General features: G+C 68.7%; 19 protein-coding genes. 6 read left to right on the top strand and 13 right to left on the bottom strand.

Going from position 1 to position 23,673, the window contains the following annotated elements; translation table 11 throughout:
• Positions 1-202: 202 nt before the first annotated feature.
• Entirely contained in the window at positions 203-2,476 is a 2,274-nt protein-coding gene (locus GV027_RS11660; protein ID WP_031396435.1) for a CDC48 family AAA ATPase, read from the bottom strand.
• A 276-nt stretch (positions 2,477-2,752) separates the two neighbouring features.
• Here GV027_RS11660 and GV027_RS11665 point away from each other — a divergent pair, with 276 nt between their 5' ends.
• Positions 2,753-3,637 (top strand): LysR substrate-binding domain-containing protein, encoded by an 885-nt coding sequence (locus tag GV027_RS11665; RefSeq protein ID WP_037530034.1) that lies wholly within the window; start codon positions 2,753-2,755, stop codon positions 3,635-3,637.
• Positions 3,638-3,819: 182 nt separating this feature from the next.
• Here GV027_RS11665 and GV027_RS11670 read toward each other — a convergent pair whose 3' ends face one another.
• A complete protein-coding gene (locus tag GV027_RS11670) occupies positions 3,820-4,275 on the bottom strand; it encodes a peptidylprolyl isomerase (RefSeq protein ID WP_031440995.1) in 456 nt (151 codons plus the stop codon).
• 108 nt (positions 4,276-4,383) lie between these two features.
• Between GV027_RS11670 and mgtE the strand changes: the two genes are divergently transcribed.
• Positions 4,384-5,793 (top strand): magnesium transporter, encoded by a 1,410-nt coding sequence (gene mgtE / locus GV027_RS11675; protein ID WP_031440994.1) that lies wholly within the window; start codon positions 4,384-4,386, stop codon positions 5,791-5,793.
• A 43-nt stretch (positions 5,794-5,836) separates the two neighbouring features.
• A complete protein-coding gene (locus tag GV027_RS11680) occupies positions 5,837-6,253 on the top strand; it encodes a DUF1489 family protein (protein ID WP_037530035.1) in 417 nt (138 codons plus the stop codon).
• Positions 6,254-6,262: 9 nt separating this feature from the next.
• On the opposite strand, the gene GV027_RS11685 is transcribed toward GV027_RS11680, so the two are convergent.
• The 6 genes from GV027_RS11685 to GV027_RS11710 all read right to left on the bottom strand — a co-directional run bounded on the left by GV027_RS11685 (position 6,263) and on the right by GV027_RS11710 (position 11,902).
• A complete protein-coding gene (locus GV027_RS11685) occupies positions 6,263-6,955 on the bottom strand; it encodes a GIN domain-containing protein (RefSeq protein WP_159511978.1) in 693 nt (230 codons plus the stop codon).
• A gap of 52 nt (positions 6,956-7,007) precedes the next feature.
• A complete protein-coding gene (locus tag GV027_RS11690) occupies positions 7,008-7,739 on the bottom strand; it encodes a head GIN domain-containing protein (RefSeq protein ID WP_159511979.1) in 732 nt (243 codons plus the stop codon).
• A gap of 147 nt (positions 7,740-7,886) precedes the next feature.
• On the bottom strand, positions 7,887-8,420 hold the full coding sequence (locus tag GV027_RS11695) for a CarD family transcriptional regulator (protein WP_031393647.1): 534 nt from the start codon (positions 8,418-8,420) through the stop codon (positions 7,887-7,889).
• Between the two features lie 218 nt (positions 8,421-8,638).
• Positions 8,639-8,980: a ferredoxin FdxA gene (fdxA, locus tag GV027_RS11700; RefSeq protein WP_031393648.1), complete on the bottom strand. Its 342-nt coding sequence runs from the start codon at positions 8,978-8,980 to the stop codon at positions 8,639-8,641.
• Between the two features lie 149 nt (positions 8,981-9,129).
• Positions 9,130-9,402, bottom strand: coding sequence for an RNA-binding S4 domain-containing protein (locus GV027_RS11705; protein WP_159512880.1), 273 nt, complete (start codon positions 9,400-9,402; stop codon positions 9,130-9,132).
• A 7-nt stretch (positions 9,403-9,409) separates the two neighbouring features.
• Entirely contained in the window at positions 9,410-11,902 is a 2,493-nt protein-coding gene (locus GV027_RS11710; RefSeq protein WP_159511980.1) for a helicase-related protein, read from the bottom strand.
• Between the two features lie 233 nt (positions 11,903-12,135).
• Between GV027_RS11710 and GV027_RS11715 the strand changes: the two genes are divergently transcribed.
• Together GV027_RS11715 and GV027_RS11720 are read left to right on the top strand one after the other, a co-directional pair.
• Positions 12,136-13,674, top strand: coding sequence for a M23 family metallopeptidase (locus tag GV027_RS11715; protein ID WP_236559189.1), 1,539 nt, complete (start codon positions 12,136-12,138; stop codon positions 13,672-13,674).
• Positions 13,675-13,881: 207 nt separating this feature from the next.
• Entirely contained in the window at positions 13,882-14,526 is a 645-nt protein-coding gene (locus GV027_RS11720) for a BLUF domain-containing protein (protein WP_159511982.1), read from the top strand.
• A gap of 43 nt (positions 14,527-14,569) precedes the next feature.
• Here GV027_RS11720 and GV027_RS11725 read toward each other — a convergent pair whose 3' ends face one another.
• The 5 genes from GV027_RS11725 to GV027_RS11745 form a co-directional block, all read right to left on the bottom strand.
• Positions 14,570-16,261 (bottom strand): ATP-binding protein, encoded by a 1,692-nt coding sequence (locus GV027_RS11725; protein WP_159511983.1) that lies wholly within the window; start codon positions 16,259-16,261, stop codon positions 14,570-14,572.
• An 88-nt stretch (positions 16,262-16,349) separates the two neighbouring features.
• The gene (locus GV027_RS11730) at positions 16,350-17,069 is read right to left on the bottom strand and encodes a TIGR02186 family protein (protein WP_052149151.1); all 720 of its coding nucleotides are present in this window, start codon (positions 17,067-17,069) and stop codon (positions 16,350-16,352) included.
• 38 nt (positions 17,070-17,107) lie between these two features.
• Positions 17,108-18,022: a sulfite exporter TauE/SafE family protein gene (locus GV027_RS11735; protein ID WP_037529957.1), complete on the bottom strand. Its 915-nt coding sequence runs from the start codon at positions 18,020-18,022 to the stop codon at positions 17,108-17,110.
• A gap of 43 nt (positions 18,023-18,065) precedes the next feature.
• Positions 18,066-19,286, bottom strand: a complete 1,221-nt coding sequence (locus GV027_RS21475; protein ID WP_236559190.1) for a hypothetical protein — start codon at positions 19,284-19,286, stop codon at positions 18,066-18,068.
• The gene (locus tag GV027_RS11745; RefSeq protein ID WP_159511984.1) at positions 19,252-20,631 is read right to left on the bottom strand and encodes a glycosyl transferase family protein; all 1,380 of its coding nucleotides are present in this window, start codon (positions 20,629-20,631) and stop codon (positions 19,252-19,254) included. Before GV027_RS11745 ends, GV027_RS21475 begins: the two co-directional genes overlap by 35 nt.
• 304 nt (positions 20,632-20,935) lie before the next feature.
• On the opposite strand from GV027_RS11745, the gene GV027_RS11750 reads away from it, so the two are divergent.
• Entirely contained in the window at positions 20,936-23,665 is a 2,730-nt protein-coding gene (locus tag GV027_RS11750) for an ATP-dependent DNA helicase (protein ID WP_236559191.1), read from the top strand.
• The last annotated feature ends 8 nt before the right edge of the window (positions 23,666-23,673 follow it).

Consider the following 23,673-nt stretch of genomic DNA (forward strand, 5'->3'; position numbering starts at 1 on the left):
CTAACCCCGTGCGGCGAGTTGGCCGGCGTGGTCGAGGAAACGCTTATGTGTCGCGGATGCGTACATGAAAGTTACATTGGACCCGTGCCCGGTAATGTCAACACATGGCACAAGATCAGGGCCATTCGGCCAGTCGACTATCGCCCGCCGAATGAAACCATGCGGGCGGTAGCCCCTCTCCCGTCAAGGAGAGGGGCGACGATCACGCCGCGCCTTTGCTGGGGAAGGCGAAGCCGATCGGCTGGATGGCGGTCGCGTCCTGTTTCAGGCGGGCGGCCATCTGCTCATACTCACGCTCGGTCTCGGGCGTGACGCTGGCGCGCGATTCCTTCAGCGCATTGTCGAAATCGGCCATCGTCACGTCGGTCGAATCGATCGAGCGACGCAGCGCGACCAGGCCTGCGCGGCGGACGACGTCCTCCAGGTCCGCACCCGAGAACCGGTCGGTGCGGTCCGCGAGACGATCGAGATCGACGTCGGACGCGAGCGGCATCTTTTGCGTCTGGATGCCGAGGATCCGGCGGCGCCCCGCTTTGTCGGGCACGCCGACATAGACAAGCTCGTCGAACCGCCCCGGGCGAAGCAGCGCCGGGTCGATCAGATTGGGGCGGTTGGTCGCGCCGATCACGACGACCGACTGGAGCTCTTCCAGACCGTCCATCTCGGCGAGGATCGTGTTGACGACGCGCTCGGTCACCTGCGGCTCGCCCGCGCCGCTGCCGCGTGCGGGCACCAGCGAATCGAGCTCGTCGATGAAGATCACGCACGGTGCGACCTGCCGCGCGCGCTGGAACAGCCGGGTGATCTGCTGCTCGCTCTCGCCATACCATTTGCTGAGCAGGTCGGACGATTTGGTGGCGATGAAATTCGCCTCCGCCTCGCGCGCGACCGCCTTCGCGAGCAGCGTCTTGCCGGTACCGGGCGGGCCGTAGAGCAGGAAGCCCTTGGCCGGGCGGATGCCAAGCCGCCGGAACGCGTCAGGATTCTTGAGCGGAAGCTCGACGCCCTCCTTCAGCCGCATCTGAGCGTCGTCCAGTCCGCCGACATCGGCCCAGCGCACGGTCGGCGCCTGGACCATGACCTCGCGCATCGCCGAGGGCTGGACGCGCTTCAACGCGCCGAGGAAATCCTCGCGCGTGACCGACAGGTCGTCGAGCACCTCGGGCGGGATCGTGCGCTCCTCAAGGTTGAGCTTGGGCATGATTCGCCGCACCGCCTCGATCGCGGCCTCGCGTGCGAGTGCTGCGAGATCGGCACCGACAAAGCCGTAGGTCGTGCGCGCCAGCTCGTCGAGATCGACCCGGTCGCCCAAAGGCATGCCGCGCGCATGGATGCCGAGAATCTCGCGGCGGCCGCGCTCGTCGGGAACGCCGACGACGATCTCGCGGTCGAACCGGCCGGGACGCCGCAGCGCCTCGTCGATCGCCTCGGGACGATTGGTCGCGGCGATCACGACGAGATTGGCGCGTGCCTCCAGCCCGTCCATCAGCGTCAACAGCTGCGCGACGAGACGCTTTTCCGCCTCGCCCGACACTTGCCCGCGCTTGGGTGCGATCGAATCAATCTCGTCGATGAAGACGATCGACGGCGCGGCCTTGGCGGCCTCCTCGAACACCTGGCGCAGCTTGCCTTCCGATTCGCCATAGGCCGACCCCATGATCTCGGGGCCGTTGATCAGGAAGAACTGTGCGTCGGATTCATTGGCGACCGCGCGCGCGAGCCGCGTCTTGCCGGTGCCGGGGGGGCCGTGCAGCAACACCCCCTTGGGGGGATCGACGCCGAGTCGCTGGAAGAGTTCGGGGTAGCGCAACGGCAGCTCGACCATCTCGCGCAGTTGGTCGATCGTCTGCGCCATGCCGCCGATATCGTCATAGGTGACGTCGGCGCGGCGTGCGTCCTGCGGCTCCTCATATTCGGGGCGCAGCTCGATCTCGGTATTTTCGTCGATATGGACGACGCCCTTGGGGCTGGCGGCGATCACCGCGAGGCGGATCTCCTGCAGCGCATAGGCGGGCGCGTTCATGAACTGCTGGACGCCCGCGGGCATGTTGCCGACGCGCTGATGCCCCGCGGTCGCGACGATGTCGCCCTGGCAGATCGGCCGGCCGAGGAATGTGCGCTTCAACGCGTTGGTCGAGCCCTGGAGCCTGAGATTCTGCTGTGCGGGTGCGAAGACGACGCGCGTCGCGGGCTTCGATTCGGCTTTGCGCACCTCGACGAAATCGCCCGAGCCGACGCCCGCATTGGCGCGCTGGAGCCCGTCGATGCGCAGGATGTCGAGCCCCTCGTCCTCCGGATACGGCCCGACGGCACGCGCGGGCGTGTTCTGCTTGCCGAGGATCTCGATCACGTCGCCCTCGCCGATGCCGAGCGTCGCCATCAGCGCGCGCGGCAGATGCGCCAGGCCGCGGCCGCTGTCCTCGGGACGCGCGTTCGCCACCTGGATTTTCCGCGTCGGGGTTTCGCTATCGGGCATCTCGACTCCTTCAAACTCGAAGCGTGTCAGATGGGGGGCCGCCGCCGGGCTTGCGAGGACTTGAAAAGACAAAAAAAGGGCCGGCCAATGAAGGCCAGCCCATGAAAGTTTTTAGGAGAGGATGCCTGAAAGGCGAGGTCTTTTTGCGTCGAGGCGGTTCATGTTGCAAGTGCGAATGGATCCGCTACGATTGCGCTAACTGCAATCGTAGGCTTCAATGCGGCCAATGATGCGGATCACATGCATCGAGTCGGATAAGGGAGTCGGGGAGGAATCATGCGGAGGCTGCCGCCACTCGGGGCTATCGAGGCGTTCGTCCAGGTCGCGCGGCTGGGCTCGATCAAGGCCGCCGCGGAGGATCTGGCGCTGTCCGCGCCCGCGCTCAGCCGGCGCGTGCAGAGCCTCGAACGGTTCATCGCCAAGCCGCTGTTCGCGCGCCGGCACCAGGCGATGGTGCTGAACGCCGACGGCGAACGCCTGCTCGCGCAGATCGCGCCGGTGCTCGATTCGCTGTCAGATGCGGTCGAGTCGATGACCAGTACGACCGAGGTGCTGCGGCTGCGGCTCGGCATCCTGCCGCTCTATGCGTCGCAGAAGCTGTTCCCGCGGCTCGGCGAACTGCGCGCGTCGCATCCCGAACTGCATCTCGACATCGATACCGCGGCGCATCTGGTATCGCGGCTGGGCGACGGGCTGGACGCGGTGATCGCGCTGTCGCGCGAGATCGATCCGGCCTTCTATGCGCGGCGGCTCGATCGCAATTCGGTCTATGTGATCGGTGCGCGCACCCTGCTCGACCGCGCCGATCCGATCACCCGACCCGAACAGCTCTCGACGCTGACCGCGCTAGTCCACCGCGACATGACGGATACGTTCACCGCGTGGCGGACGGCAGCTGGGCTCGACGATATCGAGCCGCTGGCGATCGATCATTTCGATTCGGGGGCGCTGATGCTCGAAGCGGCGGCGCAGGGGCTGGGCGTCGCGTTCATGCATGCCAGCCATTTCGAGGATGCGAACGATCCGCGGCTCGTGCGGCTGTTCGAAATCGAGGTGGAGAGCCCGTACAGCTATTGGTTCGTCTGCCGCCCGCGCGCATTGCAGGCCAAGCCGGTCAAGCTGTTCCATGACTGGCTGATCAAGACGCTAGCGGAAGTTTAGCGAGGCACAGCCTCCGCTCGGATACCGGATGTACGGTTGAGAGAGTGTCGGGGTAGTAACCGCGACGCGCTCCTGACTTGAAGCGCGTCGCGGCTAAACCGCGCCGTCGGACGGAGCGTTGCTCCGCCGGCCGGCTTCGACTGTCTCCGACGCAGCTTCGCTGCGCCGGTACAGTCTTCAGCTCAGGCTGCGCGGGCCTTCACGATCTTGCCGGGCTGGCGCGGCGGCTCGCCCTTGGGGAGCGCGTCGATCAGCTCCATGCCGTTGGTGACTTCACCCCAGACGGTGTACTGCTTGTCGAGGAAGCGCGCGTCGTCGAACACGATGAAGAATTGCGAGTTCGCCGTGTCGGGCTGGTTGGTGCGCGCCATCGAGCACACGCCGCGGACATGCGGCTCGGCCGAGAATTCCGCCTTGAGGTTCGGCTTGTCCGACCCCGACATGCCGGTGCCGGTGGGATCGCCGCCCTGCGCCATGAAGCCCGGGATCACGCGGTGGAATACGACGCCGTCATAGAAGCCGTCATTGGCCAGCTCGACGATGCGCTCGACATGCTTCGGGGCCAGATCGGGGCGCAGCTTGATCGTCACGTCACCGCCGTCGAGGGTCAGCGTCAGCGTTTCGGGGGTATCGGCCATTGGGTCTTCTCCTGAATTGATGCGCGGCAGATAGGGATCCACCCCGCGACTGGCAAATGCATGCGCGGCGCGTTAGGGCCCAAGCGCACGCTTTTAAGGGAGGCAGCCATGAGCGAACTCGAGCTTCCCGAGGTCGAAACCGAGACCCAGCCCGAAACCCAACTCGATCGCGACGACCGGTTGCGGCCCGAGTTCGTCCGCGCCGTGCTCGACGCGGTCGAGGATGGTGACAATGCGGCGGCACGCGCGCTGGTCGAGCCGCTGCACCCCGCCGACATCGCCGATCTCTTCGAGCTGACGCCGCAGGAGGATCGCGCGGCGCTGGCGCGCGCGGTCACCGATCTACTCGACGGCGACGTGTTCGCCGAGATGAACGATTATGTCCGCGAGGATCTGATCGACGCACTCGAGCCGCACCAGGTCGCCGACCTTGCCTCCGAACTCGATACCGACGACGCGGTCGCGATCATCGAGGACATGGACGAGGACGAGCAGCGCGCGGTGCTGCGCGCGCTTGATCCCGATGATCGCGCCGCGATCGAGGAGGCGCTGAGCTACCCTGAGGAATCCGCGGGCCGCCTGATGCAGCGCGAGCTGATCGCGGTGCCCGAGCACTGGACCGTCGGCGACGCGATCGACTATCTGCGTGGTCACGAGGAGCTGACGACCGATTTCTGGGAAATCTTCGTCGTCGACCCCGCGCACAAGCCGATCGGCACGTGCCAGCTGTCGTGGATGCTGCGCACGCCGCGCGGGATTGCGATGGCCGATGTGATGAAGCGCGAACAGACGCTGATCCCGGTCGACATGGACCAGGAAGAGGTCGCGCTCCGCTTCCAGAAATATGCGCTGATCTCTGCCGCCGTGGTCGATCATGGCGGCCGGCTGGTCGGCATGATCACGGTCGACGACATCGTCCACATCATTTCCGAAGAGGCGGGCGAGGATACGCTGCGTCTGGCAGGGGCTGGCGACGGCGACATCAACGAACCGATCCGGCTGACGGTGCGGACGCGCTTCACCTGGCTGGTGGTCAATCTGGGCACCGCGATGGTCGCATCGTCGGTCGTCGGGCTGTTCCAGGGGACGATCGCGAGCTTCGCTCTGCTTGCGGTGCTGATGCCGATCGTATCGGGGATGGGCGGCAATGCCGGGACGCAGACGCTCGCGGTCGTGGTCCGCGCGCTCGCGACCAACCAGCTGACGAGTTCGAACACCAAGCGGATGATCGTCCGCGAATTCCGGATCGCCACGGCCAATGGCGTCATGCTGGGCACGCTGATCGGCCTGGGTACCTATGTGATCTTCCGCAACACCGATCTGTCGATCGTGATCGCGGCGGCGATGCTCACCAACAACATCACCGCAGGGCTTTCCGGCGTGCTGGTCCCGATCACGCTCGACAAGTTCCGGATCGATCCCGCGGTCTCGTCGGCGGTGTTCGTGACCACGATGACCGACACGATGGGGTTCTTCTCGTTCCTCGGCCTTGCCAGCCTGTGGGGGCTGCACGGTTGACGCTCCGGTTGACTGGCGCGGATTAGCGCCCATTTCCAGACGGATGCCGCTTCACCTCACCAAAGTCGCGTTCGGCGCGGACAGCGTCGACCATCTGGCGGAGCGCCTGCGGCTGCGCGGCGAAGAGGGCCCCGTGTTCCTCACCACCCGCTACCTGCCCAAGCGGCACGAGGAGGTTGCGGGGCCGGTCGGCGAAGGCGGCTCGATGTACTGGATCCTGAAGCACCAGCTGATCGCGCGGTCGCCGATCCTGGGCTTTGGCGAGGCGGAGGGCGGACGCGTCGCGATCCATATCGACCCCAAACTGGTGCTCGTTCAGGCCCGGCCCAAGCGCGCACATCAGGGGTGGCGGTATCTGGAGGGCGCCGATGCGCCGCTCGATCTGGGCGGCGACGCGACCGGGCTCGACATCATGCCGCCCGCGCTGATGACCAAGCTCGCTGAACTCGCGCTGATCTAGCCTGCGCGCTTAGCGGCCGCAGATCACCGGGCCGGTCGCCGCGGCCCGGACCGTGCAGGCGGCGGTGCCCGCGACCGTGACCGAGCCCGCACCGCCGTTCGTCACCTGCGCGGTGCGGCGCGCCGAGGCGCGGGTTTCGCCGACACCGTCCTGCATGACGACGAGATCATCGACGGCAAGTGCGGTCGCGTCGATCAGCCCCGGACCACTGACGGTCAGACGCGCGCGCGCACTGCGCCCTGCCAGCGTCATCCGCCCCGTGCCGATGACGGTGGCGTTCAGCTGGTCCGCCTGCGCATCGTTCACCGCAAGGCTGCCCGCACCGCTGACCGCGAGATCCAGCCGCAGCCCCTTCATGCGATCGATCGTCAGCCGCCCCCCCGCCACGACGCTGGCAAAGGCAAGACGCGGGGTGGACAGCGTCACGATGACCGGGCGCTGCGCCCCCGTCTCGGGGCGCTCGCCCCAGCGGCTCGTGCTCCGCCGGACCGACAGCGTCGCACCGTCAACGCGGATGTCGACCGCCTCGGTCGCATGCGGATCCCCCGAGACCTTTGCGCCGGGCGATCCCGTGACGAGGCGCACGTCGAACGGACCGTCGATCCGGACCCGCTCGAAGCTGCCCACCGACACGCTACGATCGGCCGCGGCTGCGGCAACGGGACAGGCAAACAGGAGCGGCAGGACAAGAAAACGGATCATCGCCAGATCGTTGCCGCTTCGGCGCACCGACGCAAGCCGTGCGCGCAGCGGGTCACGGTGCGCAGCGGACCGAGCCGGAGCCCATCTTGGACACGGTGCACCGCGCCGCGCTGCCCAGGTCGACATCGCCCGACCCCATCATGTCGACGGTGGCAGGGCCATCGACGACCGCGCGGACGCTGCCCGAGCCGGCAATCTCGACCCGCGCGGACCGGGCCTTGAGCCCGGCTGCGTCGACATCCCCCGAGCCGGCGATCTCGACCGCCAGCGCCCGCGCGGATCCTGCCGCCGAGACGCTGCCCGAGCCCGCGATCGAGACGGCGAGATCGTCGACCTTCACCGCCGCGACCCCCAGGCTGCCGGAGCCTGCGACATCGGCCGCGAATCGCGTTCCCTCGACCCGGTCGACGGTCATGTCCCCCGATCCCGATATCGCCGCCGCCGCCAGCCGCGGCAGCGTGACGAAGACCTTGACCTTGCCCGATCGCCCCCAGTTGAGATTGACGCCCTTGCGCCGCCCGATCTCGAGCGTGTCGCCGTCCCGCTCGATCGTCAGCCGGTCGAGCGCCTCGGCAGGCCCCTGCGCACGCACCGAAAAGCCAGTTCCCACGCGCACATCGACATCGCTCGCACCGCGCAGGTCGATCGTGCTGAAATCGCTGACCGTATAGGTGCGGGTCGTGCCGGTGCCGCTCGGCGATGCCCCCGCCCCGTCATCGTCCCCCGACCAGCCGAACGAGCAGGCGGCAAGCGGCATCATCAGACCGAGCGCGAGATACTTCATGGCATCCTCCTGTGTATTGCCCAAACAATACACCCGATCGGCGAGAGGCGGAAGCGGAATCCGTGGTGGTCATCGGCCGGCGGGCCAGAAACGCAAAAGGGCGGCCCCGCGGGACCGCCCTTGCGTCATCGAACGGAGCGCCAGCGGTCAGGCAGGCAGCTTGTCCTTGTTGTAGATCGCGGCGGCAGCGCGGAGGATGTCGAGGATCTTCTCCTGCGCCTTGGGCTCGTCAATCTCTTCCATCGCGGCGAGTTCGCGGGCGAGACGGCTGGTCGCACCTTCGAAGATCTGACGCTCGGAATAGCTCTGCTCGGGCTGGTCGTCGGCGCGGAACAGGTCGCGGACCACTTCGGCGATCGACACGAGGTCGCCCGAATTGATCTTCGCCTCATATTCCTGCGCGCGGCGCGACCACATGGTGCGCTTGACCTTGGGCTTGCCCTTGAGCGTGTCCATCGCCTCGCGCATGGTCTTGTCCGAAGACAATTTGCGCATGCCGACGCTTTCGGCCTTGTTGGTCGGAACGCGGAGCGTCATGCGCTCCTTCTCGAAACGGAGGACGTAGAGTTCGAGCGTCATGCCGGCGATTTCCGAGCGTTGCAGCTCGATCACACGGCCGACTCCGTGCTTTGGGTAAACGACGAAATCACCGACGTCGAAGGACAGTGCCTTGGCAGCCATTGGGGGCCTTTCCGGATCAATGCCTCCACGCGGTGCCACAGCGACGCGTTCGCCGGATTGCACCGTGGAGGAATAGGGTTCGAACATACTCCAGGCGGACGACTTGACATATCGCGCCCGTCACGGACCCAATTACCATCTTTGCAACAAAATTACCAGCCGATCGTGACAGCCCTCGTGCCCCAATCCGCCATAAAGACACGAATTTCGTGCGATTTTCAGTCGCCGGCGCCTGGCTCGGGCGAGAAATACTTGTCGAACTTGCCCTCAACGCCCTTCATCGCGTCCGCGTCGGGCGGCGTCTGGTTGTCGTTGCGAGTGACGTTGGGCCACTGCGCAGAGAAGGTCGTGTTGAGTTCGAGCCACTGCTCCAGCCCGCTTTCGGTGTCGGGCAGGATCGCCTCGGCGGGGCATTCGGGTTCGCACACGCCGCAGTCGATGCACTCGCTGGGATTGATCACCAGCATGTTCTCGCCCTCATAGAAGCAATCGACCGGGCACACTTCCACGCAATCCATGTACTTGCAGCGGATGCAGGCATCGGTGACGACGTAGGTCATTGCAGAACTCCTGGGCCGGATTCCTTCCCGGCGACGAACGGCCTGCGACTATGCGCGCAGGCCCGTCGCGTCAATCATAGCAAGCCTTCTGCGAGACGTTATCAGGCTTTGCCGCCGGCTTATCCTTCCCCGCCAGGGGGAGGATTCGGTTAGTCGAGGGCGGGGGTCTGGCCGGCGATCAGGTCTTGATAGCACGCCTGCGCTTCGGGGGCGGGACCGCGGCGTGTCGGCAGTGCCTCGATGCGGATCACGCGGACGCGGTCGTTGGCGGCGAAGGTCAGGACGTTGCCGATCCGGACGGGACAGTGTGCGCGATCGATCGCGCGGCCGTCGATTCGCAGATGCCCCTTCTCGGCGATCGCCTGGGCCGCGCTGCGCGTCTTGGCGAGCCGGACGAACCACAGGAACCGATCGATCCGCATCGCGCCTTCACCCATGGCGGACCAGTGCGGCAAGCCCGGCGAACGCGTTCTGCCGCGACGGGTCGATCGGCGTCGCAGGGACCGCGCGCGCGGGCGGGCGGCCGCGCCAGACCCAGCGCGGCGTGTCGCCCGCCAGCGCCTTGAAGCCGAGCTCGGCCATCAGCCGCTCGATCGACGCGGGCTCGAGCCCGATCGAGGTCGCGAGCGCCGGGTCGGGCGCGAACGGTGCGCGGCCGGTGCGCGAATCATGCGCGGCGCGGGCGATACGCTCGATCAGGTCGACGCGCACCGCCTGAAGCCCCAGCGGGCGGAACCCGGCCTCGAGCGTCGCGCCGTCGCTGCCGCGCGCGAGCACGGTCGCCCCGTCGCGCGGCGCGGTGATCACCGTCCCGCGGATGCCAGCGAGGATACGGCGCCAGCGCGCCGGCTCGGGCTTGAGCAGGCGGACGTCGAACAGGTCGAGCGCACCGATCATGATGCCGATTTTGCGCAACCGCTTGCGCTCGTCGGGATCGACCGCCTCGAGCGCGAGCCGCATCGGCAGGCGGGGCAGGATCCCGCCCGCTTCCTCGATCGCGCTGGCGACCGCGCGCAACGCCGGGGTCGCGTCCGCGTCGCGGCTGAGCGCGGCAAGATCGACGAGCACCGCGAGCCGCCGCTTGAGCATCGCCGCGAGCCAGCGCGACAGGCGCGTCTCGATCCGCTCGCGCGCCGCCTTGTCGAGACAGTCGAGCGCGCGATCGAGGATCAGTTTCGGGCGGGCGAAGGACGGGCCGGCGCCGAGACGGGCGACCGGATGCCCCGCCCACACGATCTGCGCCGACTCGTCGAGCGCGATGTCCGCATCCGGCGCATCGACGAGCGACTGGCCGCGCCGCGTGCGTTCGCCCGTCAGCCGCTTTTCGGCGGCGGCGAGCAGCAGGCGCTTGTCGCTGGCGCGCGCGTCGGCGGCGACGGTGAAGCGGAAGCCGTCGAGGCGGCCGATCGGGTGATCCTCGACCATCACCTCGCCCTCCGGACCGATCACGACCGGGAGCGACGCGGCGTCCGCACCGATCTGACGCATCAGCGCGGTCGTACGCTTGTCGACGAAGCGCTGCGTCAGACTGGCATGAAGCGCGTCGGACAGACGCTCCTCGAGCGCGGCGGTGCGCGCGGCCCAGTGCGCGGGCTCGGCGAGCCAGTCGGCCCGCTGCGCGATATAGGCCCAGATCCGCGTCGCCGCGATCCGGCCCGCGATCACCGGCACGTCGCCCGCGACGGTGTCGAGCCGCACGATCTCGTCGGCGAACCATTGGTGCGGGATATGCCCCCGCCCCTCGCTGAGATGTCCGAACACCCGCGAGACGAAGCGCGCATGCGGGTCGAGCCCGACCTTGCGGAAATCAGGGATGCCGCACGCCGCCCAGAGCCGCGCGACCATCTTCGGGTGCCGCGTCCGTTCGCGCACCCAGCCCTCCTCGGCGAGCCGCTTGAGCACGCCGAGGTCGAGCGCCTGGGGTGCGGCGCGCAGGACGCCCGCGGGCGGGCGCGCCTCGAGGCTGGCGACCAGCGCGTCGATGCTGGCAAAATCGGGTTCACCCTGCCGCCAGTAGAGGTTTTCGAGGCGCGGGAAGCGGTGTTCCTCGATCGCGAGCACCTCTTCGGGCAGGAACGCGCCGGGCCCGTCATCGGACAGCGCGCCGAACGTGCCGTCGCGCTGGTGTCGCCCGGCGCGGCCCGCGATCTGCGCCATCTCGGCCACGGTCAGGCGACGCTGGCGCTTGCCGTCGAACTTGTTGAGGCTGGCGAACGCGACATGCGCGACGTCCATGTTGAGCCCCATGCCGATCGCGTCGGTGGCGACGAGATAATCGACCTCGCCCGCCTGGAACATCGCGACCTGCGCGTTGCGGGTACGCGGTGACAGCGCGCCCATCACCACCGCCGCACCACCGCGCAGCCGCCGCAGCATCTCGGCGACGGCATAGACCTCCTCGGCCGAGAAGGCGACGATCGCGGACCGCTTGGGCAGGCGGCTGATCTTCTTGGCGCCCGCATAGGTAAGCGTCGAGAAACGCGGGCGGTTGACGATTTCCGCCCCGGGCACGAGCGCCTTGATCATCGGCCGCAGCGCCTCGGAGCCGAGAATCATCGTCTCCTCGCGTCCGCGGGCACGGAGCAGCCGGTCGGTGAATACATGGCCGCGCTCGGGATCGGCGCCCAGCTGCGCCTCGTCCAGCCCGACGAACGCGACGTCGCGGTCGGGCATCGATTCGGCGGTGCAGAGCAGCCAGCGCGCATCGGGCGGCATGATCTTTTCCTCGCCGGTGACCAGCGCGACGCGGTTCGCGCCCTTGATCGCGACGACGCGGTCATAGACCTCGCGCGCCAGCAGTCGCAGCGGGAAGCCGATCATGCCGCTCGAATGCGCGCACATCCGCTCGATCGCGAGGTGCGTCTTGCCTGTGTTGGTCGGCCCCAGGACCGCGGTCACGCCGCCGGACACATCGTCACTCATAGCCTTGAACATCGGGCGTTAGGTCGCGCGGCGCAATGACCGGCAGGACAAGTTCGCCGTATTCCGCGCACAGGCTTCCGTCCGCCCCCGCCGCACCACGCCTCGTCGTCGTGCGTGGCTGGCGTGCGGCGGGTTAATTTGACTTTAGGACCCTTGCTGCACAGGACTCCGACCCGCGCCGGGGGGAACGGCGAGCCTGGCCGGAAATGTGCGCCAGGAATTTGGGCCACGAGGTGCGCGACGTGTATCTAGGGACGGAGCAGGAACTGGGGCTGGCGGGCGGCATCGACGCCCGAGGTTTCGGGCGCGCCGCCACCACCGGTTCCGACGCAATTCCCCGGGGCATCACGCGGTTGCACGACGCCGCAGCACGGATCGACTGGGTGCCCGATCTGGGCAGCGCGATCGGTAGTGCGACGTGGTGGCGCGGCCTCGCGAACTGCACCGCGCTGTGCGCTGCGACCGTCATGCTCGCCCCCGGCTTTCGTCCGCTGACCGGCGGCGTCCCCGCACCGCTGGCCGGTTCGGCACGCGAGCAGGCGCGGGCACTGGCGATCGCGCCGCTCGGCCAGGGCGCGGATACGGGGCGGCGGATGGCGGCGAACGACCTTGTCGTGCCGCTCGCGCAGGCCCCCGAACGGCCCAGCGTCGATCTTGCCGCGACACTGGGTCAGGGCGATGCCTTCGACCGGGTCCTGATCCGCGCGGGCGTCAGCCGGCGTGACGCCAGTGCTGCATCGGCGCTGATCGCGCAGACGGTCGATCCCGGCGCGATCCCGGCGGGCACGCGGATCGCGCTGACGCTGGGCCGGCGCGCGGATCGCACGGTAGCCCGCCCACTCGAATCGCTCGCGGTGCGCGCACGGTTCGACCTCGACGTATCACTGCACCGCACCGCAGCGGGTCTGGCGATGACGCGCACGGCGATCGCGGTCGATCGCACTCCGCTACGGATCCAGGGGCTCGCCGGACCGAGCCTCTACCGGTCGATGCGCGCCGCCGGTGTGCCCGCCAAGGCGGTCGAGACCTATATCAAGGCGATCGCGACACGGCTGTCGATCGGGCGCGACGTCAGCGCGACGGACCGTTTCGACCTGATCGTTGCCCGCGAACGCGCCGCGACCGGCGAAACGCGGATCGGCGCGCTGCTGTTCGCCGGGATCGACCAGGGACGGCGCACGCTGCAACTCGTCCGCTTCGCACCGGCCGCTGCGACCAACAACCAGTCGGATCTCGCCACTGCAGAGGGCGAAGACGCCGGTCGCGGCGGCTGGTTCGATGCCAATGGCCAGACCGAACGCCGCGCCGTGTCGGGCATGCCGGTGATCGGCCGCATCACGTCCGGTTTCGGCCTGCGCGTGCATCCGCTGCTCGGCTTCACGCGGATGCACAAGGGACTCGACATCGGCGCGCCGCGGGGCGCGCCGATCCACGCGATGGCCGACGGGGTGGTGAGCTTCGCGGGCCGGACCGGCGGCTATGGCAATTTCGTCAAGCTCGTCCACGGCGGCGGTCTGGCGAGCGGCTATGGCCATATGAGCCGGATCGCGGTCGCATCGGGCACGCGCGTACGCCAGGGCCAGGTCATCGGCTATGTCGGCTCGACCGGTATGTCGACGGGGCCGCATCTCCACTGGGAAGTGTGGAGGAACGGCGGCGCGATCAATCCGCGATCGGTATCGCTGGCGAGCGCGGCACAGCTGTCCGGCCCGGCACTGCGCGCGTTCAAGGCGCGGGTCGCCCGCCTGCTCGCGGTCCGCACCGGCACCTAGCGACGCGCGTCGCGCCGTACGAATCTGCATCCGCCACCGAGTCCCCGCAGATGCCCGTGTCGACCGCGTGCACTATTGATCGATCATCTTTCCGAATTCGAACAGACTAACGCGCTGTGGGTCCCGATCACGGACGCAGATCCCATACTAAAGTCCGGTTCGTAGTTCTACGATATTACAGTGCTGACATGCGCCATGCTAGGCGGGATGCACCATCGCTTTACCGGATATGTGACGATCATGCAGACAGGGCTCTCCTCGACCGCGACCGGACGGCTCATTTCGATCCAGGGCTATGTTCCGGGACGCGCGATGCGCCGCGAGCAGGACTGGGCCCTGCGGATCGCCAGCCGGCCGCAACCCCGGCCGACACCCGTCACCGCGATCCGGCCCGCCCGCGCGACGCCCGTGCCAGCCTTGCGGACAGTGCTGTATCTGAGCAAGATCAAGCCCGATATCGCGATGGATCAGCGCGCGCTGATGGAGATCGTCAACGAGTCCAGTGCGCGGAACGCACAGGCCGGCATCACCGGCGCGCTGATCATCACCGATCTGCACTTCGTCCAGTTGGTCGAGGGACCGGATCCGGCGATCTCCAATCTGCTCGCGCGGCTGAGCGCCGACCGGCGCCATAGCGACGTGACGATCATCACGGACATGATCGGCCTCGACCGGGGGTTCCGGCGCTTTTCGCTGGCCTATTCGGGTCCCGACACGTTCGTCGACCAGCAGCTCATCCCGATGCTCGCCACCCCGAACGGGCCCGGCAAGCCGGAGATCGCATGCCGCCTGATCAACCGGCTGCGGCTGATGGCGGACAACGAGATCACCGAAACCGACTACGCCGCCTAGGCGCCGCCGCGAGTAGCACTCGCCACGAGGACCGACAGCCAGCTCACTTGCCCTGCGCGCGCCATTTCAGGATCGTCCGGTCGATGATCTGCTCCTCGCCGCCGACATCGCGCCACAGCGCCGAGAAGAGCGGATCGCTCGAGGCGGGGCGGCGCGCGTCCTCGAGATCGTCGAACGCGACGCGGATCGGGATCGTCACGCCCTCCCCGCAGATAATGGCCTCGCGATTGCGCAGCGCGGGGATGGATTCGAGAAAGCCGCGTGCGCCCTCGGGCATCGCCGCGCGGACAAAGGCCTGATCGCGTTCGTTGTTGAGCCGCATCGCGACGATCGTCCCGCACTGCGACAGGACGCCTTCCGCCAGATCGGACGGGCGCTGCGTGATCAAACCGAGCGAAACGCCGTATTTGCGGCCCTCCTTGGCGATCCGTCCGAGGATCCGCCCGACCGAGCTTTCCGCCTGACGGTCGTTCGGGATGTAGCGATGCGCCTCCTCGCAGACGAGCAGGATCGGTCGCTGCGGCTCGTTGCGCGACCAGATCGCGAAATCGAACGTCATCCGTGCGAGCATCGCGACGACGACGGCGGTGATGTCCGACGGCACGCCCGATACGTCGATGATCGAGATCGGCCGGCCGTCGCCGGGCAGGCGGAAGATGCGCTGGAGAAACGCCGCCATCGTGTCCGCGACGAGCATCCCCGAGAACATGAAGCCATAGCGCGGATCGGCCTTGATCTCGTCGATCTTGCCCTTGAGCCGCAGATAGGGGCTGGTGTCGCCGGCGCGGTCCATCTTGCCCATTTCGAGGCTGATGATGCCGGTAAGGTCGCTGAGCAGATAGGGAATCGGCGCGTCGACCGTCAGCTTGGCGATCGCCTGGCCGAGCCGGCTCTTCGCACGGGCGGCAAGCAGGCATTTGGCGAGGATGTCCGCATCGAACTGGCGCTGTTCCCCGGTGCTGGTCAGGAAGACCTCGCAATGCTCTTCGAAATTCATCAGCCAATAGGGCATTTGCAGGTTCGACACGTCGTGGATCGCGCCGTTCGTGCCAAAGGCCGCGGCATATTCGCCGTGCGGGTCGATCATCACGATATGCCCCTGCGGCGCGAGGTCGCAGATCCGGTGCAGGATCAGCGCGGCGGCGGTCGACTTGCCCGTGCCGGTCGAGCCGACGAGCGCGAAATGCTTGCCCAGCATCGCATCGACATACAGCGCGGCGGGAACGTCGGCGGTCGGATAGACGGTGCCGATCGCAATGTTCGCGCGGTCCTCGGCGGCATAGACCTCGCGCAGGTCGCGCGTCGTGACCGCGAACACCTCGCAGCCCGGCATGGGATAGCGCGTCACGCCGCGGCGGAATCCGTACAACGCGCCGGTCGCCCGGTCCTCATCCCCCTCGCCAAGGAAATCGATCTCCCCCGCGATGACGCCGCCCATCGCCGCCTCGAGCGCGAGCGAGCGGACATTGGCGATGATCCATGAGGTGCCGACCCGGATCTTGACCTGGCTGCCGACCTGGCCGGCGGCGGCGAGCACCGCGTCGGGGTGCGCGAGCAGCGGCGCGATCGCGGTCCGGTCGAGCAGGACCCGGCTGCTGGCCCCGGCGATCGCGGATATGACGCCGATCGGGGCGTCGGCCTGTCCCCCCGGTGGTGCGTCCGGCCCCGCGCCATCCGCGATCGCCGCGGTGGCAATCGCCCGCTGGAACAGATGGGCGGCGGGCATGTCGGTCATAGGCGGTCGGTCCTCGATCCTCCGGCTTTTGCCAGAAGTCCGCAGTCATGCCGCGCACGGGTAAAGAATGCGTGAGCGTCCGTGGGCCTCAGACCCGGCGCGCGATCCAGCCGGCCGCCCAGCCGAGAAAGATCGAGAGAAAGACCGCGACCAGGCCATAGGCGATCGCCGACCGGTCGGCCGCGCGCGCGACGAAACGTTCGAACCCCGATTTGCGGATGTCGATGTCGCGCACCGCCGCGGCCAGCACACGGCCGTCGCGGATCAGGAAGGTTTCCGCGGTGAAGCGCCCGACCGGTACGCGCGCGGGCACCGAAACCCGCGCGCGGTACAGCACGTCATCGGTGATCTCGACTGCGCCCGGCGCCTCGTAATACAGCCCGGCACGCCGTTTCAGGTCGACCAGGCCGCGCTGGAACCGGTCCTGCGTCGGAATCGGCGCGCTCGACGCGGGCGACAATTGCAGGCTGTCGAGGCCGAGTTCGTAGATCGCCCGGGTGCGGTCGTCGACCAGCCGCCCGATCGGCTTGGACGAGGCGATCGCATAGAAACTGGGCGCGGACCGATAGCGCAGCCGCGACGTGTTGACCCAGATGCCGGCGACCTTCTCCTTCTCGCGCATCACGATCGACTGGGTCGGCCCCTTGACGACGACGACGATGTCGGTGGGACTCTCGCCGCTCGGCAGGCGCCCGCCGGGATAGAGGATCGCGCCGAACAGCAGCAGTTCGGCGCCAGTGAAGCTGTAGGCGATCTCGATATTGCGCTGCGACACGTCGGGGACGAGCACCGGCTTGGCCTGCGCCATCAGCAGCGGCGCGAGCAGGAGGAGCGGCGCGCCCGGCTTCACGACAGCGTGACCGAGAAGATCTCCTCGGGCCGCCACACCAGCCCGAGCACGATCCGCGCGCCGACGAGCAGGACCATCACGGCAAGCCCGAGACGGAGATATTCGGGGCGGAATTTGGTCGCGAACCGCGCACCGATCTGCGCGCCGACGACCGATCCGATCAGCAGCAGCCCGGCCAGCACGATGTCGACCGCCTTGGTCGTCGTCGCATGCACCATCGTCGCCACCGCGGTGACGAACAGCGTCTGGAACAGCGAGGTTCCGACCACCACCGACGTCGCCATGCCGAGCAGATAGATCATCGCCGGTACCAGGATGAACCCGCCGCCGATCCCCAGCAACATGGTCAGGATCCCGGTCGAAAAGCCGAGCAGGAGCGGCGCCAGCGGCGAGATATAGAGGCCCGAGGCGTAGAATCGCGTGCGCAGCGGGAGCGCGGCGACCAGCGGGTGATGGCGTCGCTTGCGCGGCTTGGCGGGGCGGCCGGTCCGGGCACGGCGGATCGTCCCGATCGATTCGCTCGCCATCATGCCGCCGATCGAGCCGAGCATCACGACATAGACGATCGCGATCACGGTATCGATCTGGCCGCTCTGCTGGAGCAGCCGGAACAGCCAGGCGCCGAAGAACGCGCCCAATATGCCGCCTGCGACGAGGACGCCGCCCATTTTCACATCGACGCCGTTGCGGCGGAAATGCGCGAACACGCCCGACACGCTTGCCCCGGTGACCTGGCTTGCGGACGAGGCGGCGGCAACGGTCGGCGGGATGCCATAGACGATCAGCAGCGGCGTCGTCAGAAAGCCGCCGCCGACCCCGAACATCCCCGACAGGAGCCCGACACCGCCGCCAAGCAGGATGATGACGAGCGCATTGACCGACAGGTTTGCGATGGGAAGATACAGGTCCACGCGCGTCGTTATACGCAAACCGGCCGCGGGGGCTAGCGGCCGGCTAGAAGTCGCTGCCGACCGAGAGTGCGGGACCCGAGCCGGGGCGGGCTGTGCCGGCGATACGCTGGCGCCAGTCGAGCGCGAGACGGACCGATCGTCGGCCGAGCGGCAGCGCGAGCCCGAGCGACGGACCGAGATCGCCCCGTGTCGCCCCCCGCTGCGCGCTCACCCATGCGCCGACCCCCGCGTCGAGACGGAGCGCGCCGCGTTCCGCGAAGCCGTACGTCACGCGCGCAGCGGCGTCGACGAACCCTTCGACCCCGCTGCGCATGATCGCCCCTGCCTGACCATAGGTCTCGATCCGCGCGCCCGGTGCGATCTCGGCGGGGCCGTAGCCTGCGATCACGCCGACCGTCGGGCCGCCGCGGCCCCCGTCGAGGACGAAGCGCTGTTCGGCGATCAGACGGACGGGCCAGCGGGTCGGCCGCCATTCGATGCCGAGGGCCGCCTCGCGTCCGCGTCCCTCGAGCGGCGCTGCCAGCCGCGCGGTCAGCCCGAGCCGCCGCGATGGGTCGATTCCGTAGACGGCCCGCACCCCCGCCTGCGATGCGCCCAATTGCCCCCCCGATACCGTACCCGACGCGCCACCGCGCGCGAGCAGCCAGCCGCTGACGCTCAGCGGCGCGTGCGAAGTTGCACGGGTCGCGCCGATCGCGGCCGGACCGAGCGGCGGGAGCATCGCGATCCGGCCCTGCCGGTCGGGCGCAAGGTCGGGCTGGACGTCCATATTGAATTGGGCGTCACGATCTGCGGCGTGCCTCGCGCGAACGTCAGCGGGGCGAGCACGCGCGTTCAGGATGACCGCGGCGAGCACCGGCGCGGCGCGGGCATGGCTGCGCGACGCTTGGGCACCATGCCCGATGGTCCAGTAGGGCGGTCGCGACGGCGTGACACGCCGGTCGGGCCGGTCGGCCGCGGCAGCAGTGATGTTCGCATCGTCGGTGGCGCGACGATGGTCGGTAGTGGCGATACCCACGGCGCGGGCTGCGGGCGAAGCTTGCCGATCGTGCCGCCTCCCCGCCGCGACAGTGGGACGCTGCAGGCTGCCAGATTCGCCGGGCGACAGCACCCCCGCCGCATAGGGCGACAGCACCATGATCCGCATCACGACCCACGCGCCGAGCGCGGCGGCGAGAAAACGGAGCGGCCGCCCGCCCTTCACCCGTGGCGCAGCGTGCGCGCCCCGCTCACCCTCCCGACGATCGGAGATCGGGAAATTCATGCCGGGTCTTGTCCCAGACCAGCGCCGCGCCGCGCAGCATCGCAATATAGCGGACCACGGCGCGCGGCGCGGCGATCAGGCTGATGACATTGCCGACGACGAAGCGGGGCAGCGACCAGAATGCCTCGGCCAAGCCGTAGATGCGCGCGGTGAAGGCCATCCGCATGCTGAGCCGCCACACGAGAAGCCCGATATTCGCCCCCGCCAGCCAGACGACCGGCATCGCCGGCCAGCCCTGCGCGGCGGGGACCATCGCATGAACCAGGAACGTCAGGACCCAGGCGGTCAGCCCGACATAGGCGGCGGCCAGCACGACCATGCTGAGCGGCGCCCGCCGATCGCGCATCCGCATCCAGTGATCGGCCAGTGCCTGCGGACGAGCCCAGCCGGTCCGGTCCCAGCCCGCCAGCGCGATCCCGGTCATCCAGCGCGCCTTTTGCCGGACGGCGGCGTCGAAGGTCGCCGGGAAGAACGCCCGCACCGCGATCAGCGCGCCCGCATCGTCGACGATCCGCGCAAACCGTCCGGCCCCACCGAGCTGGGCGATCCGCAGCCCGAGCTCATAATCCTCGGTCAGGCTGGACGCGTCGAACGGATCGCCGTCGCGGGTCGCCGCCACGGTTTCGAGAATCGCGGTGGACATCGCACACCCCGTCCCCGCCAGCGGCATCCCCGCACCAAGCGCGGTACGGATGACCAGCTGCTTCATATGCGCTTCGGCGAACTCATCGGCATAATGCCCCGACACGAGCCGCGAGCCGCGCTTGACGAGCGGCAGGACGGGCAATTGCACGACGGCATAATGGTCGATCAGCGAATCGAACACGCGCAGTTCGAGTGGGTGCACGACGTCTTCCGCATCGTGCAGCACGACCGCCTTGGTCCGTCGCCCGTCGCGATCGTCGGCGCGGCGCAGCGCATGCCAGAGCGTGTTGAGGCAGTCCGCCTTTGTCGTCGGTCCGTCGCGCTGGCCGATGACCAGGCGGATCCGCGGATCGCGTGCCGCCACGCGCGCCGCGGCGTCGATCGTCGCGCGGTCGTTCGGATAGAGTCCGACGAAAATGCGGTAATCGTCATGGTCGAACCGCGCCACCGCCGCCGACAGCATCGCGCCGATCACCGCCACCTCGTCCCAGGCCGGCACGAACACCGCGAGCCGGCCGGGCTCCGACGGCGTGGGCAGCGCGTCCATGCCCGGCAAGGTCGACGGTCCGCGCCAGATTTTCCAGAAAAAGAATGCGATGTCGACCAGGAGGTCATCGATGCCGCCGATCAGCAAGCCGACCGCAGCAAATGCCACCGCCTCGCGCACGATGATATCGATGATCCCCAGCGACTCGCTCATCGGCCCTCTCCCCGGGCAAGACTATCCGCTGTCCCCGCCGTAACGGACCAAACATGATCCGTTTCGGACAGGTGTCGGCCGACCGATCGTCAGAATATTGGAATGACTTGGCTCATCCGCCGACCGATGCTGAAAATTGCACCGAATGAACATCGCCCGGCACGCTGCCCGGTGCGCGACGCAGCGTCTGTTCGCCAAGGCGGAGCGCTCCCCATCGTCGCCGAGACCCTCGTACAAGCCGGTATTGCGGCTTTTCGGCACGGCGAGGTTGCCAATTCGTTCCGCATCGCGCACGGTCGGCAACGTGCTTGCCTACCCCGCCCTTCACGCCAGCCATGGCGGCATCTGGGTCGCGCAGGGCGGCGAGACGCGCGGGATCGGGCGTGGCGAAGCCATCCGGATCGCCGCCGACACGCCCGTCATCCTGCTCAACGCCGCGCTGATCGGCCAGCGTCTGGGCTATGCCGATCTGTCGGGGCTCGACCTGCTCGAACTCTACGCGTTCCTGCGCCCGGCGCAGTTCGCGGTGCCGACGCCTAAGGGAATCGCCCGCGTCACCGGTCTCGACCTGCCGACCGAGGATGCCGAGGTCGCGCCGTTCCTGTTGCGCGCGGCCGAGGCGATGCTGGCGCTGACCGACGCGGCCGACTGGCCCGAGCGCGAGGGGGCCTGGACCGCGGCGCAGTCGCTCTACCGGTTGCGCTGGCCCTGGGCGCCCGTGGTCGCCGAACGGCTGGCCAAGCCGGCGGTCAACGAACGCTGGCTGTTTTCGAAACTGCCCGAATGGGAGGAGCAGGCCCCGCGCCCCGCGCCACGGACGATCGCGATCGAGCCCGGCGATGCCGAGGCGCGGCTCGACGACCTGACCGGGCATGGCGCGGAGGAACGACCGGGGCAGCGCGCCTATGCCGCCGCGGCGACGGCCGCGTTCGCGCCGCGGGCGGTGCGCGATTCGCCCAATCTGGTGCTGGCGGAGGCGGGGACCGGGATCGGCAAGACGCTCGGCTATCTCGCCCCCGCCTCGATCTGGGCGGAAAAGGCGGGCGGCGCGGTCTGGATCTCGACCTACACCAAGGCGCTGCAGCGCCAGCTGGGACGCGAGACAGAACGGCTCTTTCCCGATCCCGCGGTCCGCCGGACCAAGGTCGTCACGCGCAAGGGGCGTGAGAATTATCTCTGCCTGCTGAACCTTGAGGACGCGTTGCAGGGCGGCTTTGCGGGGCGGGCGGCGGTGCTCGCGCAGCTCGTCGCGCGCTGGGCCGCGTATAGCGCGGACGGCGACATGGTCGGCGGCGACCTGCCCGGCTGGCTGCCGACGCTGTTCCGGCGCAACGGATCGACCGCATTGACCGACCGGCGTGGCGAGTGCGTCTATGCCGGCTGCCCGCATTACCGCAAATGCTTCATCGAACGTGCGGCACGCGCCTCGACCGATGCCGACATCGTCATCGCCAACCATGCGCTGGTGATGGTCAATGCGGCGCGCGGACGCGAACTCGCGACGCGACCGACACGCTATGTGTTCGACGAGGGGCATCACATCTTCGACGCCGCCGATTCGATGTTCGCGACCGCGCTGACCGGCGGCGAGACGATCGAACTGCGCCGCTGGATCATCGGTCCCGAGGGCAGCAGCCGGGGGCGGCGGCGCGGACTGGCCGCACGCCTGTCCGATCTCGCCAGCTATGACGAGGCAGGCAATCGCGCGATCGGCGAGGCGGTGGCCGCGGCCGGCGCGCTGGCGAGCGAGGGCTGGCTGCAGCGGATCGGCGAAGGCGCGCCGTTCGGACCGATCGAGGAGCTGCTCGCCGCGGTGCGCGGACTGACCTATGCGCGCGCCGAACAGCCGGGCGATGCGGGCTATGGGCTGGAGACCGAACTCGCCGAACCCGATCCGACGCTGATCGAGGCCGCTGCGCCCGCCGCCGCCGCGCTCGACGCGCTGGTGCGCCCGCTGGTCACGCTCGGCCGGCGGCTCGAGGCGGTGCTGAGCGAGGCCCCCGACTGGCTCGACGGGCCGGCGCGCGCACGCGTGGAGGGCGCGATCGCGTCGATCGGGTGGCGCGCGGAGACGGTGGCGGCCTGGCTTTCATTGCTGGCGCGCGTCGGCGGGCCCGCGGATGCCGATTTCGTCGACTGGCTCGCGGTCGACCGGGTCGAGGGACGCGAATTCGATATCGGGCTGCACCGCCGCTGGCTCGACCCGACCCGGCCCTTTGCGGAGGTCGTGCTGAAACCCGCGCATGGCGCATTGGTCACGTCGGCGACGCTGACCGGGGGCGGCAGCGCGGAGGAAGGCTGGCAGATCGCCGAGGCGCGCAGCGGCGCACCGCATCTCACCCGCCCGGCCGCGCGGTTCGCCGCGCTCAGCCCGTTCGACTATGCGACGCAGGCCGAGGTGCTGATCGTCACCGACGTCAAGCGCGGCGATGTGGGCGCGCTGGCCAACGCCTATGCCCGACTGATCGTCGCCTCGCGCGGCGGGACGCTCGGGCTGTTCACCGCGATCCGCCGGTTGCGCGGCGTGCATGGCCGGATCGCCGACCGGCTGGCGCGCGAAGGGCTGCCGCTGCTCGCGCAGCATGTCGATCCGATCGATACCGGCACATTGGTCGATATCTTCCGCGATGACCCGGGCGCGTCGCTGCTCGGCACCGATGCACTGCGCGACGGGGTCGACGTGCCCGGCGAATCGCTGCGGCTGGTGGTGATGGAGGGCGTGCCCTGGCCCAAGCCGACCGTGCTGCATGCCGCGCGACGGCTTGCCGGCGGCGGTGCCGTATATGACGACCGGCTGATCCGCGCGCGGCTGGCGCAGGCGTTCGGCCGGCTGATCCGGCGTGCGGACGATTCGGGCGCGTTCGTCATGCTGTCCGCGGCGATGCCGTCGCGGCTGCTCAGCGCGTTCCCGCCCGGTGTGCCGGTGACGCGCGTGACGCTCGACGAAGCGGTGACCCGAGTCGCGGCACGGCTTTCCTCGCGCGCCGCCTTGAGGCATGAGGCGGGCGAACCGGCCCGAGGACCCTTATCATGACGCCCGAG

The sequence above is a fragment of the Sphingomonas sp. T1 genome (assembly GCF_902506585.1).
GTDB lineage: Bacteria > Pseudomonadota > Alphaproteobacteria > Sphingomonadales > Sphingomonadaceae > Sphingomonas > Sphingomonas aerolata.